General features: G+C 74.7%; 14 protein-coding genes and 1 tRNA gene. 2 read left to right on the top strand and 13 right to left on the bottom strand.

Features of this window, described 5'->3' with window-relative positions; genetic code table 11:
- Positions 1–12: 12 nt before the first annotated feature.
- From QHG49_RS22795 to QHG49_RS22785, 3 genes are all read right to left on the bottom strand, one after another.
- Complete coding sequence (locus tag QHG49_RS22795) at positions 13–498, bottom strand: single-stranded DNA-binding protein (protein WP_159701455.1); 486 nt, start codon at positions 496–498, stop codon at positions 13–15.
- Between the two features lie 238 nt (positions 499–736).
- A complete protein-coding gene (locus QHG49_RS22790; RefSeq protein WP_370530583.1) occupies positions 737–2,911 on the bottom strand; it encodes a GTPase in 2,175 nt (724 codons plus the stop codon).
- A 30-nt stretch (positions 2,912–2,941) separates the two neighbouring features.
- Positions 2,942–4,564 carry a dynamin family protein gene (locus tag QHG49_RS22785; RefSeq protein ID WP_145485449.1) on the bottom strand — a complete coding sequence of 541 codons (1,623 nt, stop codon included), beginning with the start codon at positions 4,562–4,564 and terminating at the stop codon, positions 2,942–2,944.
- Between the two features lie 274 nt (positions 4,565–4,838).
- Here QHG49_RS22785 and QHG49_RS22780 point away from each other — a divergent pair.
- Positions 4,839–4,911, top strand: a tRNA-Arg gene (locus tag QHG49_RS22780).
- Positions 4,912–5,400: 489 nt separating this feature from the next.
- A complete protein-coding gene (locus tag QHG49_RS22775) occupies positions 5,401–8,574 on the top strand; it encodes an AfsR/SARP family transcriptional regulator (protein WP_301491005.1) in 3,174 nt (1,057 codons plus the stop codon).
- Here the strand turns inward: QHG49_RS22775 and QHG49_RS22770 are convergent.
- The 10 genes from QHG49_RS22770 to QHG49_RS22725 form a co-directional block, all read right to left on the bottom strand.
- On the bottom strand, positions 8,547–8,747 hold the full coding sequence (locus tag QHG49_RS22770) for a hypothetical protein (RefSeq protein ID WP_301491003.1): 201 nt from the start codon (positions 8,745–8,747) through the stop codon (positions 8,547–8,549). The genes QHG49_RS22775 and QHG49_RS22770 overlap by 28 nt on opposite strands.
- A 98-nt stretch (positions 8,748–8,845) precedes the next feature.
- Complete coding sequence (locus QHG49_RS22765) at positions 8,846–9,061, bottom strand: hypothetical protein (RefSeq protein ID WP_301491002.1); 216 nt, start codon at positions 9,059–9,061, stop codon at positions 8,846–8,848.
- Positions 9,062–9,228: 167 nt separating this feature from the next.
- Entirely contained in the window at positions 9,229–10,629 is a 1,401-nt protein-coding gene (locus QHG49_RS22760) for a helix-turn-helix transcriptional regulator (protein ID WP_145485446.1), read from the bottom strand.
- A gap of 138 nt (positions 10,630–10,767) precedes the next feature.
- The gene (locus tag QHG49_RS22755; RefSeq protein WP_236576286.1) at positions 10,768–11,445 is read right to left on the bottom strand and encodes a PIG-L deacetylase family protein; all 678 of its coding nucleotides are present in this window, start codon (positions 11,443–11,445) and stop codon (positions 10,768–10,770) included.
- A complete protein-coding gene (locus QHG49_RS22750; RefSeq protein ID WP_145485445.1) occupies positions 11,442–12,359 on the bottom strand; it encodes an NAD(P)-dependent oxidoreductase in 918 nt (305 codons plus the stop codon). The genes QHG49_RS22755 and QHG49_RS22750 overlap by 4 nt, the downstream gene beginning before the upstream one ends.
- A gap of 71 nt (positions 12,360–12,430) precedes the next feature.
- Positions 12,431–13,780, bottom strand: coding sequence for a UDP binding domain-containing protein (locus QHG49_RS22745; protein WP_301491001.1), 1,350 nt, complete (start codon positions 13,778–13,780; stop codon positions 12,431–12,433).
- An 85-nt stretch (positions 13,781–13,865) separates the two neighbouring features.
- Complete coding sequence (locus tag QHG49_RS22740) at positions 13,866–15,173, bottom strand: ATP phosphoribosyltransferase regulatory subunit (RefSeq protein WP_301491000.1); 1,308 nt, start codon at positions 15,171–15,173, stop codon at positions 13,866–13,868.
- Between the two features lie 23 nt (positions 15,174–15,196).
- Positions 15,197–16,069: a hypothetical protein gene (locus QHG49_RS22735; protein ID WP_301490999.1), complete on the bottom strand. Its 873-nt coding sequence runs from the start codon at positions 16,067–16,069 to the stop codon at positions 15,197–15,199.
- A complete protein-coding gene (locus QHG49_RS22730; RefSeq protein WP_145485441.1) occupies positions 16,062–16,817 on the bottom strand; it encodes an ABC transporter permease in 756 nt (251 codons plus the stop codon). Before QHG49_RS22730 ends, QHG49_RS22735 begins: the two co-directional genes overlap by 8 nt.
- Entirely contained in the window at positions 16,817–17,755 is a 939-nt protein-coding gene (locus QHG49_RS22725) for an ABC transporter ATP-binding protein (RefSeq protein ID WP_145485440.1), read from the bottom strand. Before QHG49_RS22725 ends, QHG49_RS22730 begins: the two co-directional genes overlap by 1 nt.
- Positions 17,756–17,758: the final 3 nt, after the last annotated feature.

Here is a 17,758-nt window from a genome sequence, read left to right as displayed (position 1 = left end):
GGAAGGCTGACTTCACGTCACGGTGGCTGGTTCCGAAGCCTGTTGGACGGCGTCGCCCTCCCCGGTCTCCGGCGGACGCGGAGTCGCCCAGTCGGGCTCGGGCCGGGCGGCCCCGGCGGGGGGTTCCGGCTTGCCCGCGCGGCGGAAGACCGCCGTACCCCGCGAGAGGTCATGGCCGATCGCCGTGGCGTCGATGTCGGCCGACGCCCACTGCTGCTGCCCCTCGCGTCCGTCGCGCCCGTCGGTGCGCACCTTCAGCCGGCCCTGCACGACCAGCGGCTGCCCCACCTCCACCGACGCCATCGCGTTGGCGGCGAGCTGGCGGTTGGCCCACACCGTGAAGAAGTTGGTGTGCCCGTCCGTCCAGGCGCTCTTCTCCCGGTCCCAGTAGCGCGCGGTCGCCGCGAGCCGGAACCGCAGCGACGGCCCCGCCGCCAGCTCCCGGTACACCGGCGCGGTCGCCACATTGCCCACCACACAGACCAAGGTCTCGTTCATCCTCGCGCTCCCCTCCCCCGCCCGGCGCCCTCGCCGGACGGGCGGACGTACGTACGGGCCCGTCCCGTACGGCGGCGTCTGCCACGACCTCAGACTGCCTCCGCCGGGCCGAGCCCGCCGAGCGCTGTGGACGGTCCCCGCACCTGTGGAAAACTCCGCCACCCGTGCGAGTGACCACCGCCGGCCACCCCCGCTACGACCCCGAACTCACCCCGCCCCCACCGCCCTCAGATCAGCCTCACCCCACCCCCGCCTCCGCCCGCACCACCCTCCCGTACTGCTCCCGCACCTCTCCGTACCGCAGCAGCTCCGACGCCACCGGATCCAGCACCCGCGCCCGGCCGCAACTCGCGGCCGACTCGCACAACCGCCGTTCCGCGTCCTGGCCGTACCGCCGCGCCGGCCCCCGCGCGGCCATCCGGCAGCCCCACTCCACCAGCGGCCCGCCGACGATCCCGCACACCATCAGCAGCACCGGAACCCCCAGATTGGGCGCCATCAACCCGGCGATCTGCCCGACCAGCCACAGCCCGCCCGCGATCTGGAGCAGCGTCATCGCCGCCTGGACCAGCACCGCGGCCGGCCACCAGCCGGGACGCGGCGGCCGCCCGGAAGGACCCCCGGCCCGTTCCGCCAGCTCGTCCAGCGCCTCCGGCAGCCCCTGCGCACCGCGTACGGCCGCCTCGCGCACCGCCTGCGCCCAGGGCGCCGGCAGCCCGGCCGAGGCCCGGTCGGCGACCGTACGCACCGCCTGTTCCACCCGCTGCCGCGCCGTCGCCTCCTCGTCGGCCTGGGCGTCCACCTGATGGCGGCCGGTCGCCGCCGTACCGCGCTTCTGGTACCAGCGCCACAGCCGCAGCCAGGGCGTGCCGCAGGCCCGGTTGGCGTTGCGCAGCCAGGCCCGTTCGGCGGCCTCGCCCGCCGCCGTGGCGCCCACCGCCTCCGCGAGCCGCGCGGCGAACTCCTCGCGCGCCTCCTCGCTGAGCCCGACCCGGCGCCCGGCGGCGTAGACCGGCCGCAGCCCGGCCGCGGCCGCGTCCACGTCGGCGGCGACCCGGCGGGCCGCCGCGCCCCGCTCGGCCACGAACTCACCGAGCGACTCGCGCAGGTCACCGACGCCCTCGCCGGTGAGCGCGGACAGCGCGAGCACGGTGGCGCCGGGCTCCCCGTGCTCGCCGAGCGCCACGCCGTCCTCGTCCAGCAGCCGCCGCAGATCGTCCAGGACCTGGTCGGCGGCCTCCCCAGGCAGCCGGTCGACCTGGTTGAGCACGATGAACATGACCTCGGCGTGCCCGGCCATGGGCCGCAGATAGCGCTCGTGCAGCACGGCGTCGGCGTACTTCTCCGGGTCGACCACCCAGATCACCGCGTCCACCAGCTTCAGGATGCGGTCGACCTGTTCACGATGCTGTACGGCGGCGGAGTCGTGGTCGGGCAGGTCGATCAGGACCAGCCCGCGCAACTGCTCCTCCGACTCCGGGTTGTTCAGCGGACGGCGGCGCAGCCGGCCCGGGATGCCGAGCCGGTCGATGAGTCCCGCGGCGCCGTCGCTCCAGCTGCACGCGATCGGCGAGGAGGTGGTCGGGCGCCGTACGCCGGTCTCCGAAATGGCCACCCCGGCGAGCGAGTTGAACAGCTGCGACTTGCCGCTGCCGGTGGCGCCCGCGATCGCGACGACCGTGTGCCGCCCGGACAGCTTGCGCCGGTCCGCCGCCTCGTCCAGCACCCGGCCCGCCTCGGCCAGGGTCTGGCTGTCCAGCCGCGTCCGGGAGAGCCCGACGAGTTCCCGCAAGGCGTCGAGACGGGAGCGGAGGGGGCCTTCGTAGGCGAGCGGTACGACCGTACGGGCGGCCCCGCCACGCGCCGGGACCGGCGCCACGGGGGCGGCGAGCGCGGCGGAGGCGTCGGTGATACGGCGGGCGATGAGCCCGTCGTCCCAGGAACCGGAGGGGGTGGAGGGGGCTGACCCGCCGGACGCGTCCGGCGGGTCGGCGGGGGTGGCCGGGGCGCTTCCGGGGCCAGCGGCACGGGGGGCGCGCGCGGCACGAGGGGAGCCGCCCGGCGCACTCTCCTGCGCACCGGCGCCACTTGCCCCGCCCCGCGCACCCGGGCCCGCCTTCCTCCCGCCCTCGCCGCCTTCCCGGGCCTCGTCCGCTACGGCCCCGCCCGCGTCCGGCATCGACGTGCCCTCCTCGTCCCGCTCCTCCGGGGCGGCGGCAGCGGAGGCCGTCGTACCGTCTCCGCCTCTGTCCCTGCTTCTTCTGCCGTCCCCTGCTCCGCCCTGGTCGCCTCGGGCGCCCTCCCCCTGCTTGCCGATGTCGACGGCCCTGGGCCCCGCGATGGGGCTGGCGGGGTTGGTGCGCTTCACAGGGCTCATGGGGTCCCTGGGCTCGACGCGGTCTGTGTGGTCCATGTGCTCCTGGTCAGTGACGGCGGACACCGGTCACCTCTCCTTCTGCAGTACGGACAGGGCGGCGATGAGTTCGGCCTGGGGCTCGGGATGGATGTCGAGGGCGTCGAGCGGGGCGAGCCGGCGTTCGCGTTCGCGGTGGACGACGCGGTCCACGTGGTCGACGAGCAGCCGTTCGGCGCGGTCGCGCAGGCGCAGCGCGCCGTGGGCGCCGACCCGGTCGGCGAGCCGTTCGCCCGCGTGGCGCGCCCGGCGGCCGCCCAGCAGGGCGGTGGCGGCGAGGGCGGCGACGGCCTCGGGGTCGGGCGCGACGCTGCGGTCCAGCTCGCGCACCTCGTCCTCGGCGTACTCCTCCAGTTCGCGCCGCCAGCGCCGTACGGCGAGGCCGATACGGTGCTCCGCGCTCTCCGGCGAGGGCTCGCACCCGGCGAGTCCCGGGGCCGCGGCGGCGGGTTCGCGGCGCCAGGCCTCGGCCACCCGCTCGTCGGCGGCGGTGACCGCGCACAGCAGCAGCGCGCCGAGGCTCTCCACGAGGGCGTCGAGGAGTTCGCCCGCCGTGCAGTCCAGGGGGAAGGCGCGCCAGCGTTTGAGGGCGCCCCCGGCGAGTACGGCGCCGGACTGGAGGCGGTCGCGCAGGCGCGCGTGCTCCCGGTCGTACGCCCCCTCCACCGCCGTGGTGAGCCGGAGCGCGGCCGCGTACTGGGCGGCGGCGGCGCCGGCCAGCTCGGGCATGCGGGTCTTCAGCGAGTCGAGGAGGCCGTGGGCGGTACGGGCCATGACGTACTGCCGGGCGCCGGGGTCCTGGGCGTGCTGGATGAGCCAGGTGCGCAGGGCCGCGACGGCGGTGGCGGGCAGCAGGCCCGCGCTCCAGACGGATTCGGGCAGCTCGGGCACGGTGAAGCGGGGCACGTCGCCGAGGCCGGCCTTGGTGAGCAGGGCGGCGTACTGCCGGGAGACCTCGGAGACGACCTGGTGGGGTACGCGGTCGAGGACGGTGACGAGCGTGGCGTCGTACTCCTTGGCGGTGCGCAGCAGGTGCCAGGGGACGGCGTCGGCGTAGCGGGCCGCGCTGGTGACCATGACCCAGATGTCGGCGGCGCAGAGCAGTTCGGCGGCGAGGACGCGGTTCTCGGCGACCAGGGAGTCGACGTCGGGGGCGTCGAGGAGGGCGAGTCCGCGCGGGAGGGTGTCGGCGGTCTCGACGCGCAGGGCGCGGACGGGCTGGTCGCCGGGGAGTTCGCCCGGGAGCAGGAGGTCGTCGTCGCGGGAGGCGTGGTGGGGCACCCAGACGCGCGCGAGGTCGGGCAGGACGCGCATGCCGCTGAACCAGTGGTGATCCGCCGGATGGCAGACCAGCACCGGGGTGCGGGTCGTCGGCCTGAGCACGCCGGCCTCGCTCACGCGGCGCCCGACGAGGGAGTTGACGAGGGTCGACTTCCCCGCGCCGGTGGACCCGCCGACCACGGCCAGCAGCGGCGCCTCGGGTGCCCGTAGTCTGGGTACGAGGTAGTCGTCCAGCTGGGCGAGGAGTTCGTCGCGGTTGGCACGCGCGCGTGGGGCCCCGGCCAGGGGCAGCGGAAAGCGTGCGGCGGCGACACGGTCGCGCAGAGCGGAGAGTGTGTCGAGCAGCTGAGGCCGTACGTCCAAGGTCACCACATGTGAAGAATGCCCAATTTTAGGGGAATTCTGAAGCATATGGACATGTCTGCGCGCCGACGGAACAGAAAGGGCGGATGGGGCGACTGGGACATGGGCGCGGGCCAGGCATAACGAGTGCACAACACCCGGTCGCGTCGGACGCCAAAAGCGCTGCACGATTCGTACCCGCCTGCGATTATCAGGACCGCTTCACCGAACCTCCACATCGAGCCACGGAGGCGAAGCGACAGGGTCGGCGAGCAGGGAGCTTTATCCTTGGACGCGCCACCAGGCCCCCGTAGCTCAGCGGATAGAGCAGGCGCCTTCTAAGCGCTTGGCCGCAGGTTCGAGTCCTGCCGGGGGCGCTCTGCAATGGGCCGGTCGACGGGCTGGTCGACAGCCCATCGATGGTCGCGGCGGCCCGCCGACCGGCCCGCCCGGACCGGATCGAGCCGCTGACGCCGGCCGGTCCAGTCCGTGGGCGGCGACGGGTCGGCCACCGTCGCACCCTTGAGGCCATCGCCCGCCGATCACCCGCTCGGGCGCTCCGGCGGTGGGCCGAGCACCGAGGTCCACCTGGACGGCGCAGGGCTGCGGGCATCGGGCCGTCGGCGGCCTTCTCGCCGGTGGTGGTCCCTTCGCGGGCGCTGGCGGGCCGGGCGGCCAGGAGCACGTGCGTGCGCGGCCGGCGGACCGTGCAGATCGACAGCCGGGCCCCGGACCGGCACACCCGTCCCTCAAGCGCGCACCAAGTCGTAACAAAGTGGATCCCCGGCCCGGCCGATGCCGTCTTTAAGGTATCCGCGAGCGATCTTGTCCGCTTGCCCCACTGACCGTCGCGAGGGGAACACCGGGTGGCCGGAGCATTCCATTTCCAGATACTCGGCGCGGTGCGCGCGTACCGGGGGGACGCCGAGCTGCGCGTGGGACCGCCGCAGCAGCAGGCGTTGCTGTCGCTGCTGCTGCTGCGCGCCAACCAGCCCGTGTCCATGGCCCAGATCGTCGGCGCGCTCTGGGCGGACGCGCCGCCGACCCGGGCGGTGACCACCATCCGCACCTACGTCTGGCGGCTGCGCAAGCTGCTGGAGGCGGAGGGTGCCGCGCCGACCGTCCTGGAACTGGCCGGTGACGGCTACCGGTTGGCCGTGCCGGACGGGGCGCTGGATCTCAACCGTGCCGAGGAGCTGGCCGCCGGGGCCGCCCGCGCCGCGGCGGACGGCCGGGTACCGGAGGCCGCGCGGCTGCTGGCGCGGGCCCTGGACCTGTGGCAGGGGGAGCCGCTGGCAGGGGTGCCCGGGCCGTTCGCCGAGCGGCAGCGCGTCCGGCTGGAGGAGTTGCGGCTGACGCTGTGCGAGAAGCGCTTCGAACTCGCCCTGGCGCTGGGCCATCACCGTTCCGCCGTCCCGGACCTGGTCGAGCTGACCGACGCCCATCCGCTGCGGGAACGCCCGTACGGCCTGCTGATGCGCGCCCTGTACGGGGCGGGCCGTCAGGCCGACGCCCTCGCGGTGTTCAGCCGGGTGCGGGACCTGCTGATCGAGGAGCAGGGCATCGAGCCCGGTCCCGAACTGACCGAGACGCACCGGCGGATCCTGGCCGGCGACCCCGCGCTGGCCGGACCCGACCGGGACCTGCTGGAACCGGCGCGGCCTCGGCCGCCGCGAGAGGACGCCGAGGGTGAGGACGCCGAGGGCGAGGGCGCGCCCGGGCAGGACGGCGACGACGGCGAGGCCGGCCGGGGGACGGCGACGACGGCGGCCGTGGCCCCCGCGTGGCAGCCGGTGCCCGCCCAGCTCCCCTACGACGCACCGGACTTCGTCGGCCGGGCCGAGGAGGTCGACGCCTGGCTCGCGCTGCTCACCGAACCGGTGCGCCGGGCGCCGGTCGTGCTGGCCGCCGCCGGGATGGGGGGCGTCGGCAAGACCTGCCTCACCCTGCACATCGCCCACCGGGCCCGGACCCACTACCCCGACGGGCAGCTCCACACCGATCTGCGGGGCAGCGGGGCCGACCCGGCGAAACCGGGCTTCGTCCTGGCCGGGTTCCTGGCCGCGCTGGGCGTGCCCGAGGACGAGGTGCCCGACGACGTCGAGGACCGCTGCCGGCTGTTCCGGTCGCTGGTGGACGGGCGGCGGCTGCTGATCGTCCTGGACAACGCGCGGGACGCCGCCCAGGTCCGCGAGCTGATCCCGGGGTCGTCCAGCTGCGCCGTCGTCATCACCAGCAGATCGCCCATGTTCGACCTTCCGTTGACGGCCCAGCTCCTGCTGGAGCCGTTCCGCTCCGGGGAGGCGCTGGACCTGCTCGGCTCGATCATCGGCCCGGAGCGGCTGGCGGCGCAGCGGGAGGACGCGCTGAAGCTGATCGAGGCCTGCGGGCATCTGCCGCTCGCGGTGCGCATCGTGGCCACCCGGCTGGCGGCGCGGCCCGCCTGGACGGCGGCGACGCTGACCGCGCGGCTGGCGGACGAGCAGCGGCGCATCGCCGAGCTGCGGATCGGGGCGCTGGCCATCGATGCCGTCTTCGAACTGGGCTACGAGCAGCTCACCGTCGCGCAGGCGCGGGCCTTCCGGCTGGTCGCCCTGGCCGGCGCGGCGGACATCGGGGTGCCGGCGGCTGCTGCCGCGATGGGTGTCGACGAGGCCACCACGGAGGTGCTGCTGGAGTCGCTGACCGACGCGGCGATGCTGAAGTCCGCCAAGCCCGGCCGTTACGGGTACCACGATCTGGTGCGGGTCTTCGCCCGGCAGCGCGCGGAGGCGCACGACCCCGGGGAGGCGGCGGCGGCCCTCGGCAGGCTGCTGGACTTCCTGCTGGCGACGGCCGCCAGCGCGTTCCCGCACGCGATCCCCGGGGACGCGGTGGCGGACGCGTTCGGCCCGCTGAGATCGGCGGGGCTGGAGTTCCGCGATGTGCACGCCGCGCGTGCCTGGGTGGCGGCCGAGATCGACGGCCTGGTCGCGGCGGCGTTGAGCGCCGTCACGCTGCGGCTGCCGGACGCGGCGCAGGACCGGCTCGGCAGCGCGGTCGACCTGCTGCTCGCGGTCAGCCCGTTCACCCATGCCGTGTGGTACGAGCGGATGACCCCGGTGGCGCTCGCGCTGGCCGAGACCGCGGAACTGACCGGCTCTCAGCGGATCGTCGGGCGGGCGCGGATGCTCTGCGGGGGCATCGCGCTGCGCGCGGACCGGATCGAGGACGCGGGGCGGCACGCGGGGCTGGCCGTCGAGGCGGCCCGTGCCGCGGGAGACGTGTACACGCTGCGCCAGGCCCTCAACGACCTGGGTCTCGTGGCGCAGTTCCTGCGCCGCTTCGAGGAGGCGGCGGCCTGCTACGACGAGGCGATCGCCCTGGCGCACGCCCTGGGCCACCACTCCGGTGCGGCGGCGACGACCGTCAACGCGGCGCTGGCCCGGGTGCGCAGCGGGCGGCCCGAGGAGGCCATCCCCTCGTGCGAGTCCGCGTTGTCGCTGATGCGGGAGCTGGGTGACAGCGTCGGCACGGCCTACGCGCTGTATGTGCTCGCCCTGGCGCTGCACGGGCTGGGCCGCTACGAGGAGGCGGTGGCCCGGTACGGCGAGGCCCTCGCGGTGTGCCGGGCGGCCGGGCTGCGGGAGCGGGAGGCGCAGGTGCTCTACCGGTTGGCGGAGACCCTGCGCAGCACCGGGCGGCGGCGGGAGGCCGTGGCGCAGGCGGCCGCGGCGGTCGCCCGCTGCGAGGAGGTGTGCTCCGAACGGGACCGGGCGCAGGCCCTGGTCGTCCTGGGGCGGGCGCTGGCCGATCTGGGAGAGGCGGAGCGGGCCAGGGAGCATCTGGAGTCGGCCCGCGGTGTCTTCGCCCGGCTGGGGCTGCCCGACGCGGCCGACGTGTCGAAGCTGCTGGCCGGGCTGGCGGGGCGCGGCGGCGCGGACGAGGGGGGCGGGAGCGGGGCGGCGTACGGGAACGGCCGCCCGGGGCGGGAGGTGGCCACGCCGCCGGACGGCCGTGTGCCGGCCGTGGATCACATCTTCGCGGGCGGCGGGTCGTAGTTCGATCCGGTGTTGTTGACCTCGGTGCGGTCTTCTGCCCGGACGACGCTGTGCTCGCTCCCCGGTGTGCGGGTGTGCGCCGGGCCGGCGAGGGCGGAGCCGGCGGTGCCCAGGGCGGTCACGGCGAGGAGCGTCAGGCCGAGTGCCGTACAGGCGCGGGTCAGCTGAGACATGGGGAGTCCTCCTTGACGGTCACCACCGGTGTTCTGCCGGTGGTCGATGTGAGGGGGTGGGGTGGGGTGGGGTGGGGAGCCGCGGCGGGCGGGTCGCGTCAGCAGCAGAGGGGGATGTCGGTGGTGGGCGAGGGGTTGTGGAACGCGGTCAGCGCGTCGCCCGCCTTCGGTACCGGCGCCGCGGCGAGCGAGGCGGGGAGCACCGCCAGCAGCAGGGCCAGGACCGCCGTCCGGACGGCTCGATGGCGCAAGAGGCCGGTGACGGCCCCTCTGGGCGTGCGGGCACCCGCGGGGCGGGCGGAGGCGTTCGGCATGCGGGGCATCTGCTTTCGTCGGGGAGGAACCGGTGGGTGCCGGGGAGGGGGCGGCGGCCCCTTTCCCGTGCGGTCTCCTCCGACGTTAGGCGCCGGCGATCAACAGGAATTCAGCAAACGATCTACGCCCGGGTCGCGCGGCGGTCAACAGGGATGCAGCGAACGGTCTACGACCGGGTCGCGCGCCGGTGAGCGGCGGGTTCCGCGGCGGCAGCCGGGGCGCCGGACGCCCCCGTGGCGGCTGCTCGGTCCGTGGCCGGGAGCAGGCTGCTGCGCTGGCCGAGGCAGCGCAGGCTCTGCCGGTAGGCGTCCAGGGCGCGGTCGGTGTGTCCGGCGCGCTCCAGCAGGTCCCCGAGGTCGTTCCAGGCGGAGGCCGCCTGCCGGTCCGCCTCGGAGGCCTCCAGCAGCAGCGCGGCCCGCTCGCAGCCGGCCTCGGCCGCCGCCGCGTCGCCGAGCTGCAGCTGGGCGCCGGCCAGCACCAGGAGGGTGCGCGCGGTCTCCAGCCGGTGTCCGCCGCCCAGCAGTTCCAGTGCCCGCCGGGCGTGCCGCTCGGCCTGGCCGGCGTCGGACTCCAGCAGGCACGCGCGGGCCAGCGCGGTCTCGCAGTACGCCATGTCGACGGTGCTGCCGTGCTCCGCCAGGCTCTCGGCGCTGCGGGTCAGCTGCGCCTTGGCCTCCGCGAGGTCGCCGTCCCGCGTCTGCATCAGCACCGACGCGTAGGCGTTGCGCAGCCGGGACAGCGCCCGGGCGTCGTCGCCCTCGGAGTAGATGGCCAGGGCGCGTTCCAGCAGCAGCAGGGCGTCGGCGGAGGCGCCGTTGCGGTGCGCGACCACTCCGGCGTTCCAGTACGCGGCGCCCAGGGCCTTGCGGTCGCTGATCCCCTCCGCCTCCTCGATGGCGGTGCGGGCGAGTGCGGCGGCGCGGTGCAGGTCGCCGCGCTCGCAGTGCAGGCCGACGAGGGTGGCCAGCAGTTCGACGCCCAGCACGGTCGGGGTGAGCTGGAGCCCGCGGGCCTCCTCCAGGGTGGCGGTGGCCAGGTCGATCGCGTGGGCCAGATCGCCCATCTCCCGGTAGCAGCGGCACAGGGCCACCGCCACCGCGAGCCGCGGGACCAGGGTCTGCCCGTAGCCGGCGTGATCCAGCAGCGCCTGGTAGCGGTCGGCGGCCTCCTCCAGCCGGCCGTCGTGCTCCAGGGCCTGGGCCACGCCGTACTCGGCGGACAGCCGGACGGCCTCCTTCCCGGCCGCGGCGGCCTCGTCGCGGACCGCCGCAAAGGTGTTCAGGGCCGTCTTGGGGTCGCCGTTGCGCAGGCTGATCTCCGCGTAGCGCAGATCGGTCTGGAGGGTGTCCTGCCGTTCGGTCGTGAGCAGCTCCAGCAGGTGTCCCGGAGCGCAGCCGAGCCGGGCGGCGATCTGCTCCAGGACTTCCGGGGAGGGGGTCCGCTTGCCCGCCTCCAGCAGCGAGATGTAGCTCGGGGAGAGGGTCGCGCCGGCCAGGTCCGTCTGCGACAGGCCTGCCTCGCGGCGCAGCCGACGGATCCGTGAACCCAGTGCCTGCGATTCCGCCATGACGGCTTCCCCTTATTGTGACTGACAGCAGGAAATAATGAGTGAATATACTCGGTCAATGCCTGGCGGTGCCAGGCCTGCATGTCGGCCGCCGGACGGGGGCGGGATCGAGCCGCCGCGGGGTCGGTCTCCCGCGGTTCAGCCGGTGGGGAGCAGCCCCCCGATTCCGTGGACGCGCTCCACGACGAAGCCCTCCGCGCGGTCGGTTCCGCTCAGGCTCCCGTGGAAGCGGTCCGCGGCCTCCACCGCCGCCAGGTCCAGGGGGCGGAAGCCCGGCCGGGCGGCGCCGAAGGGTGCGAGGGCGCTCCGCTTGGCCGCGGCGTGGGCGGTGATGTCGACGAACGCCTGGGGGGCGAAGCGGGCGAAGGCGGGAGTGCGGGTCTCGCCGGGCCGCATCCCGTAGAGGTCGACGCGGCGGGTGCGGGTGGCGGCGGCGACCGCCCGGGCGGTGAGGCGGTGGTCGGCGTGGCCGTCGCCCCTCCAGTGGGTGAGCACCGCCCGGGGGGCGACGTCGGCGATCAGCCGGTCCACCGCGGCCACCAGGGCGATCTCACCGAGGTCGGCGACCTGCCGGTGCTCGCCGCCGGTCGGCCAGCGCAGTTCGTAGCCGAGGGTCGCGGCCGCCTGTTCGGTGTGGCGGGTGCGCTGCTCGGCCCCGGCGCCGGACTCCGGCAGCGAGAGGACGGCGGTGACCACCCGGACGCCGTGCGCGCCGAGGTGGGCGATGGTGCCGCCGGCGGCGATCTCCGCGTCGTCGGGGTGGGCGACCACCACCAGTACGGAGGCCGGCCGGTGCCCGGCGCCGTGTGCGCTCACACCTGCCATCCGTAGAAGGCCACGGTCTTGTCGATCTGCTCGGCGGGCAGCCGGGCGTACCACTCCAGGGTCTCGGCCAGGGAGGTGGTGTAGTCGCTCAGCCGCGGTTCGCCGAGGACGTCGCGCAGCTCGGTCATGTCGGCGGTGAGGACGGTGCGGGGCACCTCGCCGGGGCGCATCGGCAGGTGCTGGATGCCGGCGGCGTTGCCGAAGTGCTCGTTGACCGCGGTGGCCACCTCGTTGACGCTGACGCTGACGCCGCTGCCGCAGTCCGGGATCACGTCGGTGCGCTCGGTGCGGGTGAAGCGGATGGTCATGTCGGCGAGGTCGTGGGAGAAGACCATGTCCACGATCTGCTCGCCGTCGCCGTACACCTGGATGGGCAGGCCCCGCATGGCCTGGGCGGCGAAGGCGGGGACGATCTTGCGGATGGGGAGCAGCGACTGGCCGGGGCCGTAGGCGTTGTAGTAGCGCAGGGAGCAGATGCGGCTGGGGCCGGAGTCGTTGGCCATCTGGGCGAAGGACTCCGCCGCCGCCTTGGTGATGGTGTAGGTGTTCAGCCAGACGTTGGGCTTGCCGGGGTAGAAGACCCGGGGCACTCCGCAGGTGCCGGCCGCTTCGAAGACCTTGACCGTGCCGCCTATGTTGACGTCGATGGCCTCCTGCGGGGTCTCCTGGAGTTCGGAGGTGCCGAGCACGCCGGCCAGGTGGTAGACCTCCTCGGCGTCCTGGAAGGTCTTCATCAGCAGGTCGAAGTCGCGCACGTCGCCCTGCACGAAGCGGGCGTCGGGACTCAGGGCCTTGGTGCCGATGGGCACCAGGTCCAGGACCGTGACGTCGTGGCCCTCCTCGATCAGGCGGCAGGCGATGGTGCTGCCGAGGAATCCGCTTCCGCCTGTGACGACGGCTTTCATGGGGGTCTCCTTGAGTGGGTGTGCGAACGGACGGACGGGGCGGGCGGACGGGGGTGGCGCCGCCCGGGGGCTCAGGGCCGGGGGGCGGCGGAGGGCCGGGCGGCGGGGGTGCCCCATTCCGCGTAGGGGACGGCGGTGCCGCGCAGCGCGGCGCCGTAGCCGCCGAGGTTGTCCACCAGCGCCGGCGGGTCCTGGAGGGCGGAGAGGCGGGCGGGCAGGTCGGCGTACAGGTCGTGCGGGGTGGCGGCGACCAGGGTGGCGAGGCCGCTCAGGTCGTCCGGCCAGCGCAGCGGGCGGGCGCCGGTGAGGGCGGTGATCTCCTCGGGGGTGAAGTAGGGGTCGTGCAGCAGGACGTCGGCGCCGCGGGCGAGCAGGTGCTCGGCGACCCGCGCGGCGGGCGAGCCCTCGACGATCCTGGCGTTGGGCGCGTAGCTGAGGCCGAGGATGCCGATGGGGCCGTCGGCGATCCGCAGGATCGATTCCGCGACGCGGGCCGGGTGCTCGCCGTCCCAGTCCATCGCGGCGGCGACCAGGGGCAGCGGGGTGTCCTCGCCCGGGCCGGCGGTCCCGTCGACGGCGAACCGGGGGCTGAGCGGGATGCAGTAGCCGCCGATGCCGATGGAGGGGTGGAAGGTGGGGACGTTCCACTTGGTGCCGGCCAGCCGCAGCACCTCGGGCACGTCCAGGCCGGGGTAGGCCTCGGCGAGCTGGTTGGTGAGGACCAGGTCCAGATAGCGGTAGAGGTTCTCCACGGGCTTGGTGAGCCCGGCGTGCCGCCAGTCCGGAGCCACATGGACGACCTCGCTGATCGCCTCGTACAGCTCCCGGGCCGGCGGCAGGGATTCCGGTCGGGCGGTGCCCACCACCCGGGGCAGGGTGCGCAGGTTCATGTCGGGCGAGAGCATCCAGTCCCGGCGGGGCGCGGCCACCAGGTGCAGTGACGCGTCGTCGGCGGGGTCCGCGCCGAGCGCGGCGGGCACCAGGTCGTCGAGCCAGCGCAGGCTGACGGTGCTCTCCAGGGCGACGAGGGTCTCGCCGCCGGAGCGGGCCCGGCCGACGGCGCTCAGCACCTCGGTCAGCGGCCCGGTCACCGGCCGGCCGGCGCGGTCGGTGTTGACGCAGACCAGGTGCACCCTGGCGGCGACGGCCGGGGCGTCGTCGGGGGACGCGGCGCGCAGCCGTCCGCCGGAGCGGGCCTCGGCGAGGGGGATGACGTCCTCGAAGCCCGGCAGCGGGACCACTCCGGCGTTGATCTCGCGCACCCGGTGCTCGTCGGTGTCGAGCACCGTGCAGGGGAATCCCGCCCCGGCCAGCGCGCACGCGGCGGACAGACCGATGAAGCCCGCCCCCCACACCGTGACGGGCTCCGTCCGGTCCTGCAGCGCCGCCAGAAGCGGTCGCGGGGACGTCGAGGGCTGCATCGGCCTACTCCCTTGGGTCGAATCTGATTGACTGAATGATATTGACCGCTTTACAGACCAGTCAATATTCGAGTCACAAACATTGTCAGCGGTGTTCGAATACGGTCTGCGGTTGGGGCAGGTCGAGGTTTCTCGTGACCCCGGTGGTGGCCGCGTTCTGCAGGGTGAGCCGCCTCGTTCCGGCCTCCTTCTCCCCCACCAGCGCGAACCAGTGCGTGGGCCGGGCCGGGACCTGGCGGAGCTGGCGGCCCAGCCTGCGGGGCCGCCAGTGCTCCAGCACGTCGTATCCGGCCCCGCGCAGATGCCGGGCGGCGTCCATGAAGGTGCGCAGGTCGGCGGAGGGCATGCGCATCAGGTGCACGCACTCCGCCTCGGGCACCGGCCCCAGCTCGGCCAGCAGGTTGACCGAGGCGCTGGTGCTCCAGCAGCTGCTCAGCCCGATGTCCAGGGTGCGCACCATGTGGTGGTAGCCGCCGCCGTCGCCCAGCGTGCGGCCGTCACCGGCGCGGGCCAGGAAGCACAACCCCGCCTGGTACTCCGGCGCGTGCTCCCAGTCCAGGCCGAACTCCACCCGGACCCCCAGCTCGTGGGCGATCGTCAGGACGGTCCGCAGGTGGGCCGTCCGCTCCGCGGCCACGGGCTCCGCCGCCGCCACGCGCTCGGGGGCCTCGTCCGGCGGCAGCCCCCGGCAGAGTGCGGAGAGGCGGTCCAGGCGCCGCAGGAACCGTTCGTGGGACGGCGGGTCCGGCTGCGCGTAAGACAGCGGATCCGGCTGCGCGTGCGACGACGGGTCCGGCTGCGCCCCTCGCGGCTCCCCGGTGTCGCGGCGGCGGCGGTGGAGCGCGGCGCGGGCCTCGGCCGGGCTCAGGCCCTCGTCGGCGGCGATCGCGTCGAGCACCCCGTAGTCGCAGTACTCCAGCCTGCCCCCGGTGGCGGGCCCCAGGATCTGGAAGAGCTCGGCCCAGAGCCGCAGCAGGGTGAGGTCGGCGGCGAGTTCGTCGGTCTCGTTGCAGATGACCGCGACCGCCTGGCTCCAGCCCCGGTGCCGCTTGCGCCGGTAGCGCGCGATGGGCACGCAGGCCGCGCCGAGGGCGCTGGCGCCGCCGGTCAGCCGCCCCGACCCGGCCAGTGCCCGCAACACGGCCACCAGGGAGTCCGCGGTCAGGGCGAGCCGCCGGCCGGAGAGGTCCTCGAAGGCGAAGATGCGTCCGGTGGCCGCGGAGCCGAACTGCTCGAAGGTCTCCGCGTACCCGACCGGGGCCACCGTGACGGGCGCGAAGCCGAAGCTGCGCGTCACCGAGCGGAACGTCGCCTCGGCCCACACCCCCTGGGCGGCCTCCTCGCCCACCAGGTCGCTGAACCCGCGGGGCAGGGACTCGAACGTGTGACTCATGTGTATCCCCCCTGGGAGTGTGCTCAGCGCAGCGACAGTGATCCGGTGCGGACGGTGTGCCGCAGCGCCCTGGTCAGCAGCAGCCAGGCCAGCAGCCCCCAGCCCGCGGCGACGGCGGCCTCGCCGGCCACCGCGCCCAGGTCGAGCGGGCCGCCCGCGGCCAGCGTCCGGGCGGCCGACAGGCCGTGGGTGAGCGGCAGGACCCGGGCCAGCAGACCGGCGGCACCGGACCCGGGCACCGCCGTGGTGACCCCGGCGAGCAGCATCAGCACGATGGTGGTGCCGGCGGTCAGATACATCCGGGAGCCGGGCCTGCGGACGCTGACGCTGGTCATGCACAGGGCCAGGCAGTAGCAGGAGACGGTGCTGAGGCAGAGCACGGCGAGGATCACCGGCAGCGCCGCCCAGTGCAGCGGCACCCCCAGCAGCGGGGAGACCACGCACAGCGCGATGGTCGAGGTCAGCAGGCCGTCCGCCATCCAGTGCAGCCCCCGCGAGGCCAGCACCAGGAAGGTGCTGGCCCGGCTGAGCAGCAGGAACTGCAGGGTGCCGGAGACCCGTTCGCCGACGGTGGAGGAGACCACGCCCAGCGCGCCCAGCGGCCCGAGGACCGCGGCGTTGCCGAACGCGAGGTAGGTCTCGGCGGAGGGGGAGCCCACCAGCCGGCCGAGGCCGGCGAAGAACAGCACCTGGCAGATCAGGCGCACGGTCCAGCCGAACAGCCAGGTCCGCAGGGTGAACATCGCGCGGTAGTCCTGGTAGCTCGCCAGCGCGCCGTAGGCGACCTGGCGTCCGGCGGCACGCAGCCGCGCGGCCGGTGCCGGGCGCCCGGCGGGGACCGGATCCGGGGCGGGGCCGCCGGCAGCGGTGCCGGTTCCGAGAGCGAGGTCAGTCATGGAGAACCACCCGTCCACTGCGTACGAAGGACAGCACCCGGCGTACGGCCCACAACCCGGCGGCGGCCTGGAGGGCGACCAGGGCGCACAGCACGGCCAGCCGGGCGCCGAGGTCGCCGACCGGGCCGACGGCGGCGTCGCGCAGCAGTTGCGCTCCCCAGGAGAGGAAGAAGCCGCGGGCGATCCAGCGCAGCGGCTCGGGGAGCGTCGTGACCGGCAGGATCAGCCCGCCCAGCAGGTAGAAGGGGTAGGTCAGGGCGTTCTGCAGGCTGCGGGCGGCGCGGACCAGGATCATCAGGCCGCTCATCAGCAGCGCGGTGGCCGCCACCCCGGTCGTCACCAGCGCCGCGACCAGCAGGGTGAGCCCCGGCCGGTCCACCCGGATCGGCAGCCCGAAGACCCAGCGGCCGACGAGGAACATCTCGCCGAGCACGGGCAGCGCGAGCGAGGTGGTCACCAGGGTCCGCAGGGCCAGCGCGAGCAGGTAGCGGGAGGGCGTCAGCAGGGAGAGGCTCAGGGTGCCCTGGGCCCGGTCGTCGTCCACCGCCTGCGAGGCCACGAACACCGCGTGGGACCAGGCTCCCATCAGGAAGGCGGTCAGGGCCGTGGTGGTGGCCAGGCCGCCCTGGTGGTGCCCTTTCAGGAAGTGGAAGAAGACCAGCGAGTAGCACGGGATCACCACCAGGGTGGCGAAGAGCTGGGGTGAACGGATCAGCATCTGCGCCTGGGCGCGTACGAAGTGGAGCATCAGACCGCGAACTCCCGGTCGGTGATGACCGTGCGGTACAGCTCGGTGAGTCCCGGCGGGGCCACCGCGATCTCGGTGGCCCCGGCCTCCAGCAGGAGGGCCAGCGCCGCGGACTGGGCCTGTGGGCCGTCGAGCCGGGCGGTGAGGGAGCCCTGCTCGGTGACCTCGGTGCTGCCGGGCAGTTCCGCGATCCGGGCGGCGACCTCGGCGCGGACGCCCTCGGCCCGGATCGTGCGCGGCGCGCCGATGCGGGCGAGCAGCTCGTCGGCGGCGCCGATGCGCAGGATGCGGCCGTGGTCGATGAGGGCGATGCGGGTGCAGACGTCCTGGGCCTCGTGCATGTCGTGCGTGGTCAGGACGACCGTGCAGCCCGCGTCCTTCAGTTCGTGGACGAGCTGGCGGAAGCCGGCCCCGGCGTGCGGGTCCATGCCGTTGGTCGGCTCGTCCATGATCAGCAGCGGGGGGCTGCTCAGCAGGGCCCGGGCGAGGTGGACGCGCTGGACCATGCCGCGCGAGAAGAGCTCGACGCGGTCGTCGGCGCGGGCGCCGAGCCCGAAGCGCTCCAGCATCTCGTCGGTCCGCCGCCGGGCCTGCTTGCCGCCGAGGCCCTGCAAGGCGCCCCAGTACAGCAGGTTCTGACGTGCCGTCAGGCGGCCGTACAGGCCCCGGTCGCCGCCCAGGACCAGGCCGATCAGGCGGCGGACCTCCTTGGGCCGGCGCACGACGTCGTGGCCGCCGATCCGGGCGGTTCCGGAGGTGGGCAGCAGCAGGGTGGTCAGGATGCGGGAGAGGGTGGTCTTGCCGGCGCCGTTCGGGCCGAGCAGACCGAGCACCTCCCCCTCACCGATGCTGAAGGTCACCCCTTCCAGCGCGGTGACCTCGGCGCCGCGGCGGGGGGTGAACACCCGGCCGAGGTCTTGTACGTCGACGATCGCCACGGC

The organism is Streptomyces sp. WP-1, assembly GCF_030450125.1.
Classification (GTDB): domain Bacteria; phylum Actinomycetota; class Actinomycetes; order Streptomycetales; family Streptomycetaceae; genus Streptomyces; species Streptomyces incarnatus.
Note: the sequence above shows the minus strand (reverse complement) of the source record. Positions and strands in the feature narration are given on the sequence as shown.

Excerpts from the sequence above, each read along its gene's own strand:
- QHG49_RS22795 (WP_159701455.1), bottom strand. The coding sequence starts at position 498 with ATGAACGAGACCTTGGTCTGTGTGGTGGGCAATGTGGCGACCGCGCCG.
- QHG49_RS22790 (WP_370530583.1), bottom strand. The coding sequence starts at position 2,911 with ATGGACCACACAGACCGCGTCGAGCCCAGGGACCCCATGAGCCCTGTG.
- QHG49_RS22770 (WP_301491003.1), bottom strand. The coding sequence starts at position 8,747 with ATGTCTCAGCTGACCCGCGCCTGTACGGCACTCGGCCTGACGCTCCTC.
- QHG49_RS22765 (WP_301491002.1), bottom strand. The coding sequence starts at position 9,061 with ATGCCGAACGCCTCCGCCCGCCCCGCGGGTGCCCGCACGCCCAGAGGG.
- QHG49_RS22760 (WP_145485446.1), bottom strand. The coding sequence starts at position 10,629 with ATGGCGGAATCGCAGGCACTGGGTTCACGGATCCGTCGGCTGCGCCGC.
- QHG49_RS22750 (WP_145485445.1), bottom strand. The coding sequence starts at position 12,359 with ATGAAAGCCGTCGTCACAGGCGGAAGCGGATTCCTCGGCAGCACCATC.
- QHG49_RS22745 (WP_301491001.1), bottom strand. The coding sequence starts at position 13,780 with ATGCAGCCCTCGACGTCCCCGCGACCGCTTCTGGCGGCGCTGCAGGAC.
- QHG49_RS22740 (WP_301491000.1), bottom strand. The coding sequence starts at position 15,173 with ATGAGTCACACGTTCGAGTCCCTGCCCCGCGGGTTCAGCGACCTGGTG.
- QHG49_RS22735 (WP_301490999.1), bottom strand. The coding sequence starts at position 16,069 with ATGACTGACCTCGCTCTCGGAACCGGCACCGCTGCCGGCGGCCCCGCC.
- QHG49_RS22730 (WP_145485441.1), bottom strand. The coding sequence starts at position 16,817 with ATGCTCCACTTCGTACGCGCCCAGGCGCAGATGCTGATCCGTTCACCC.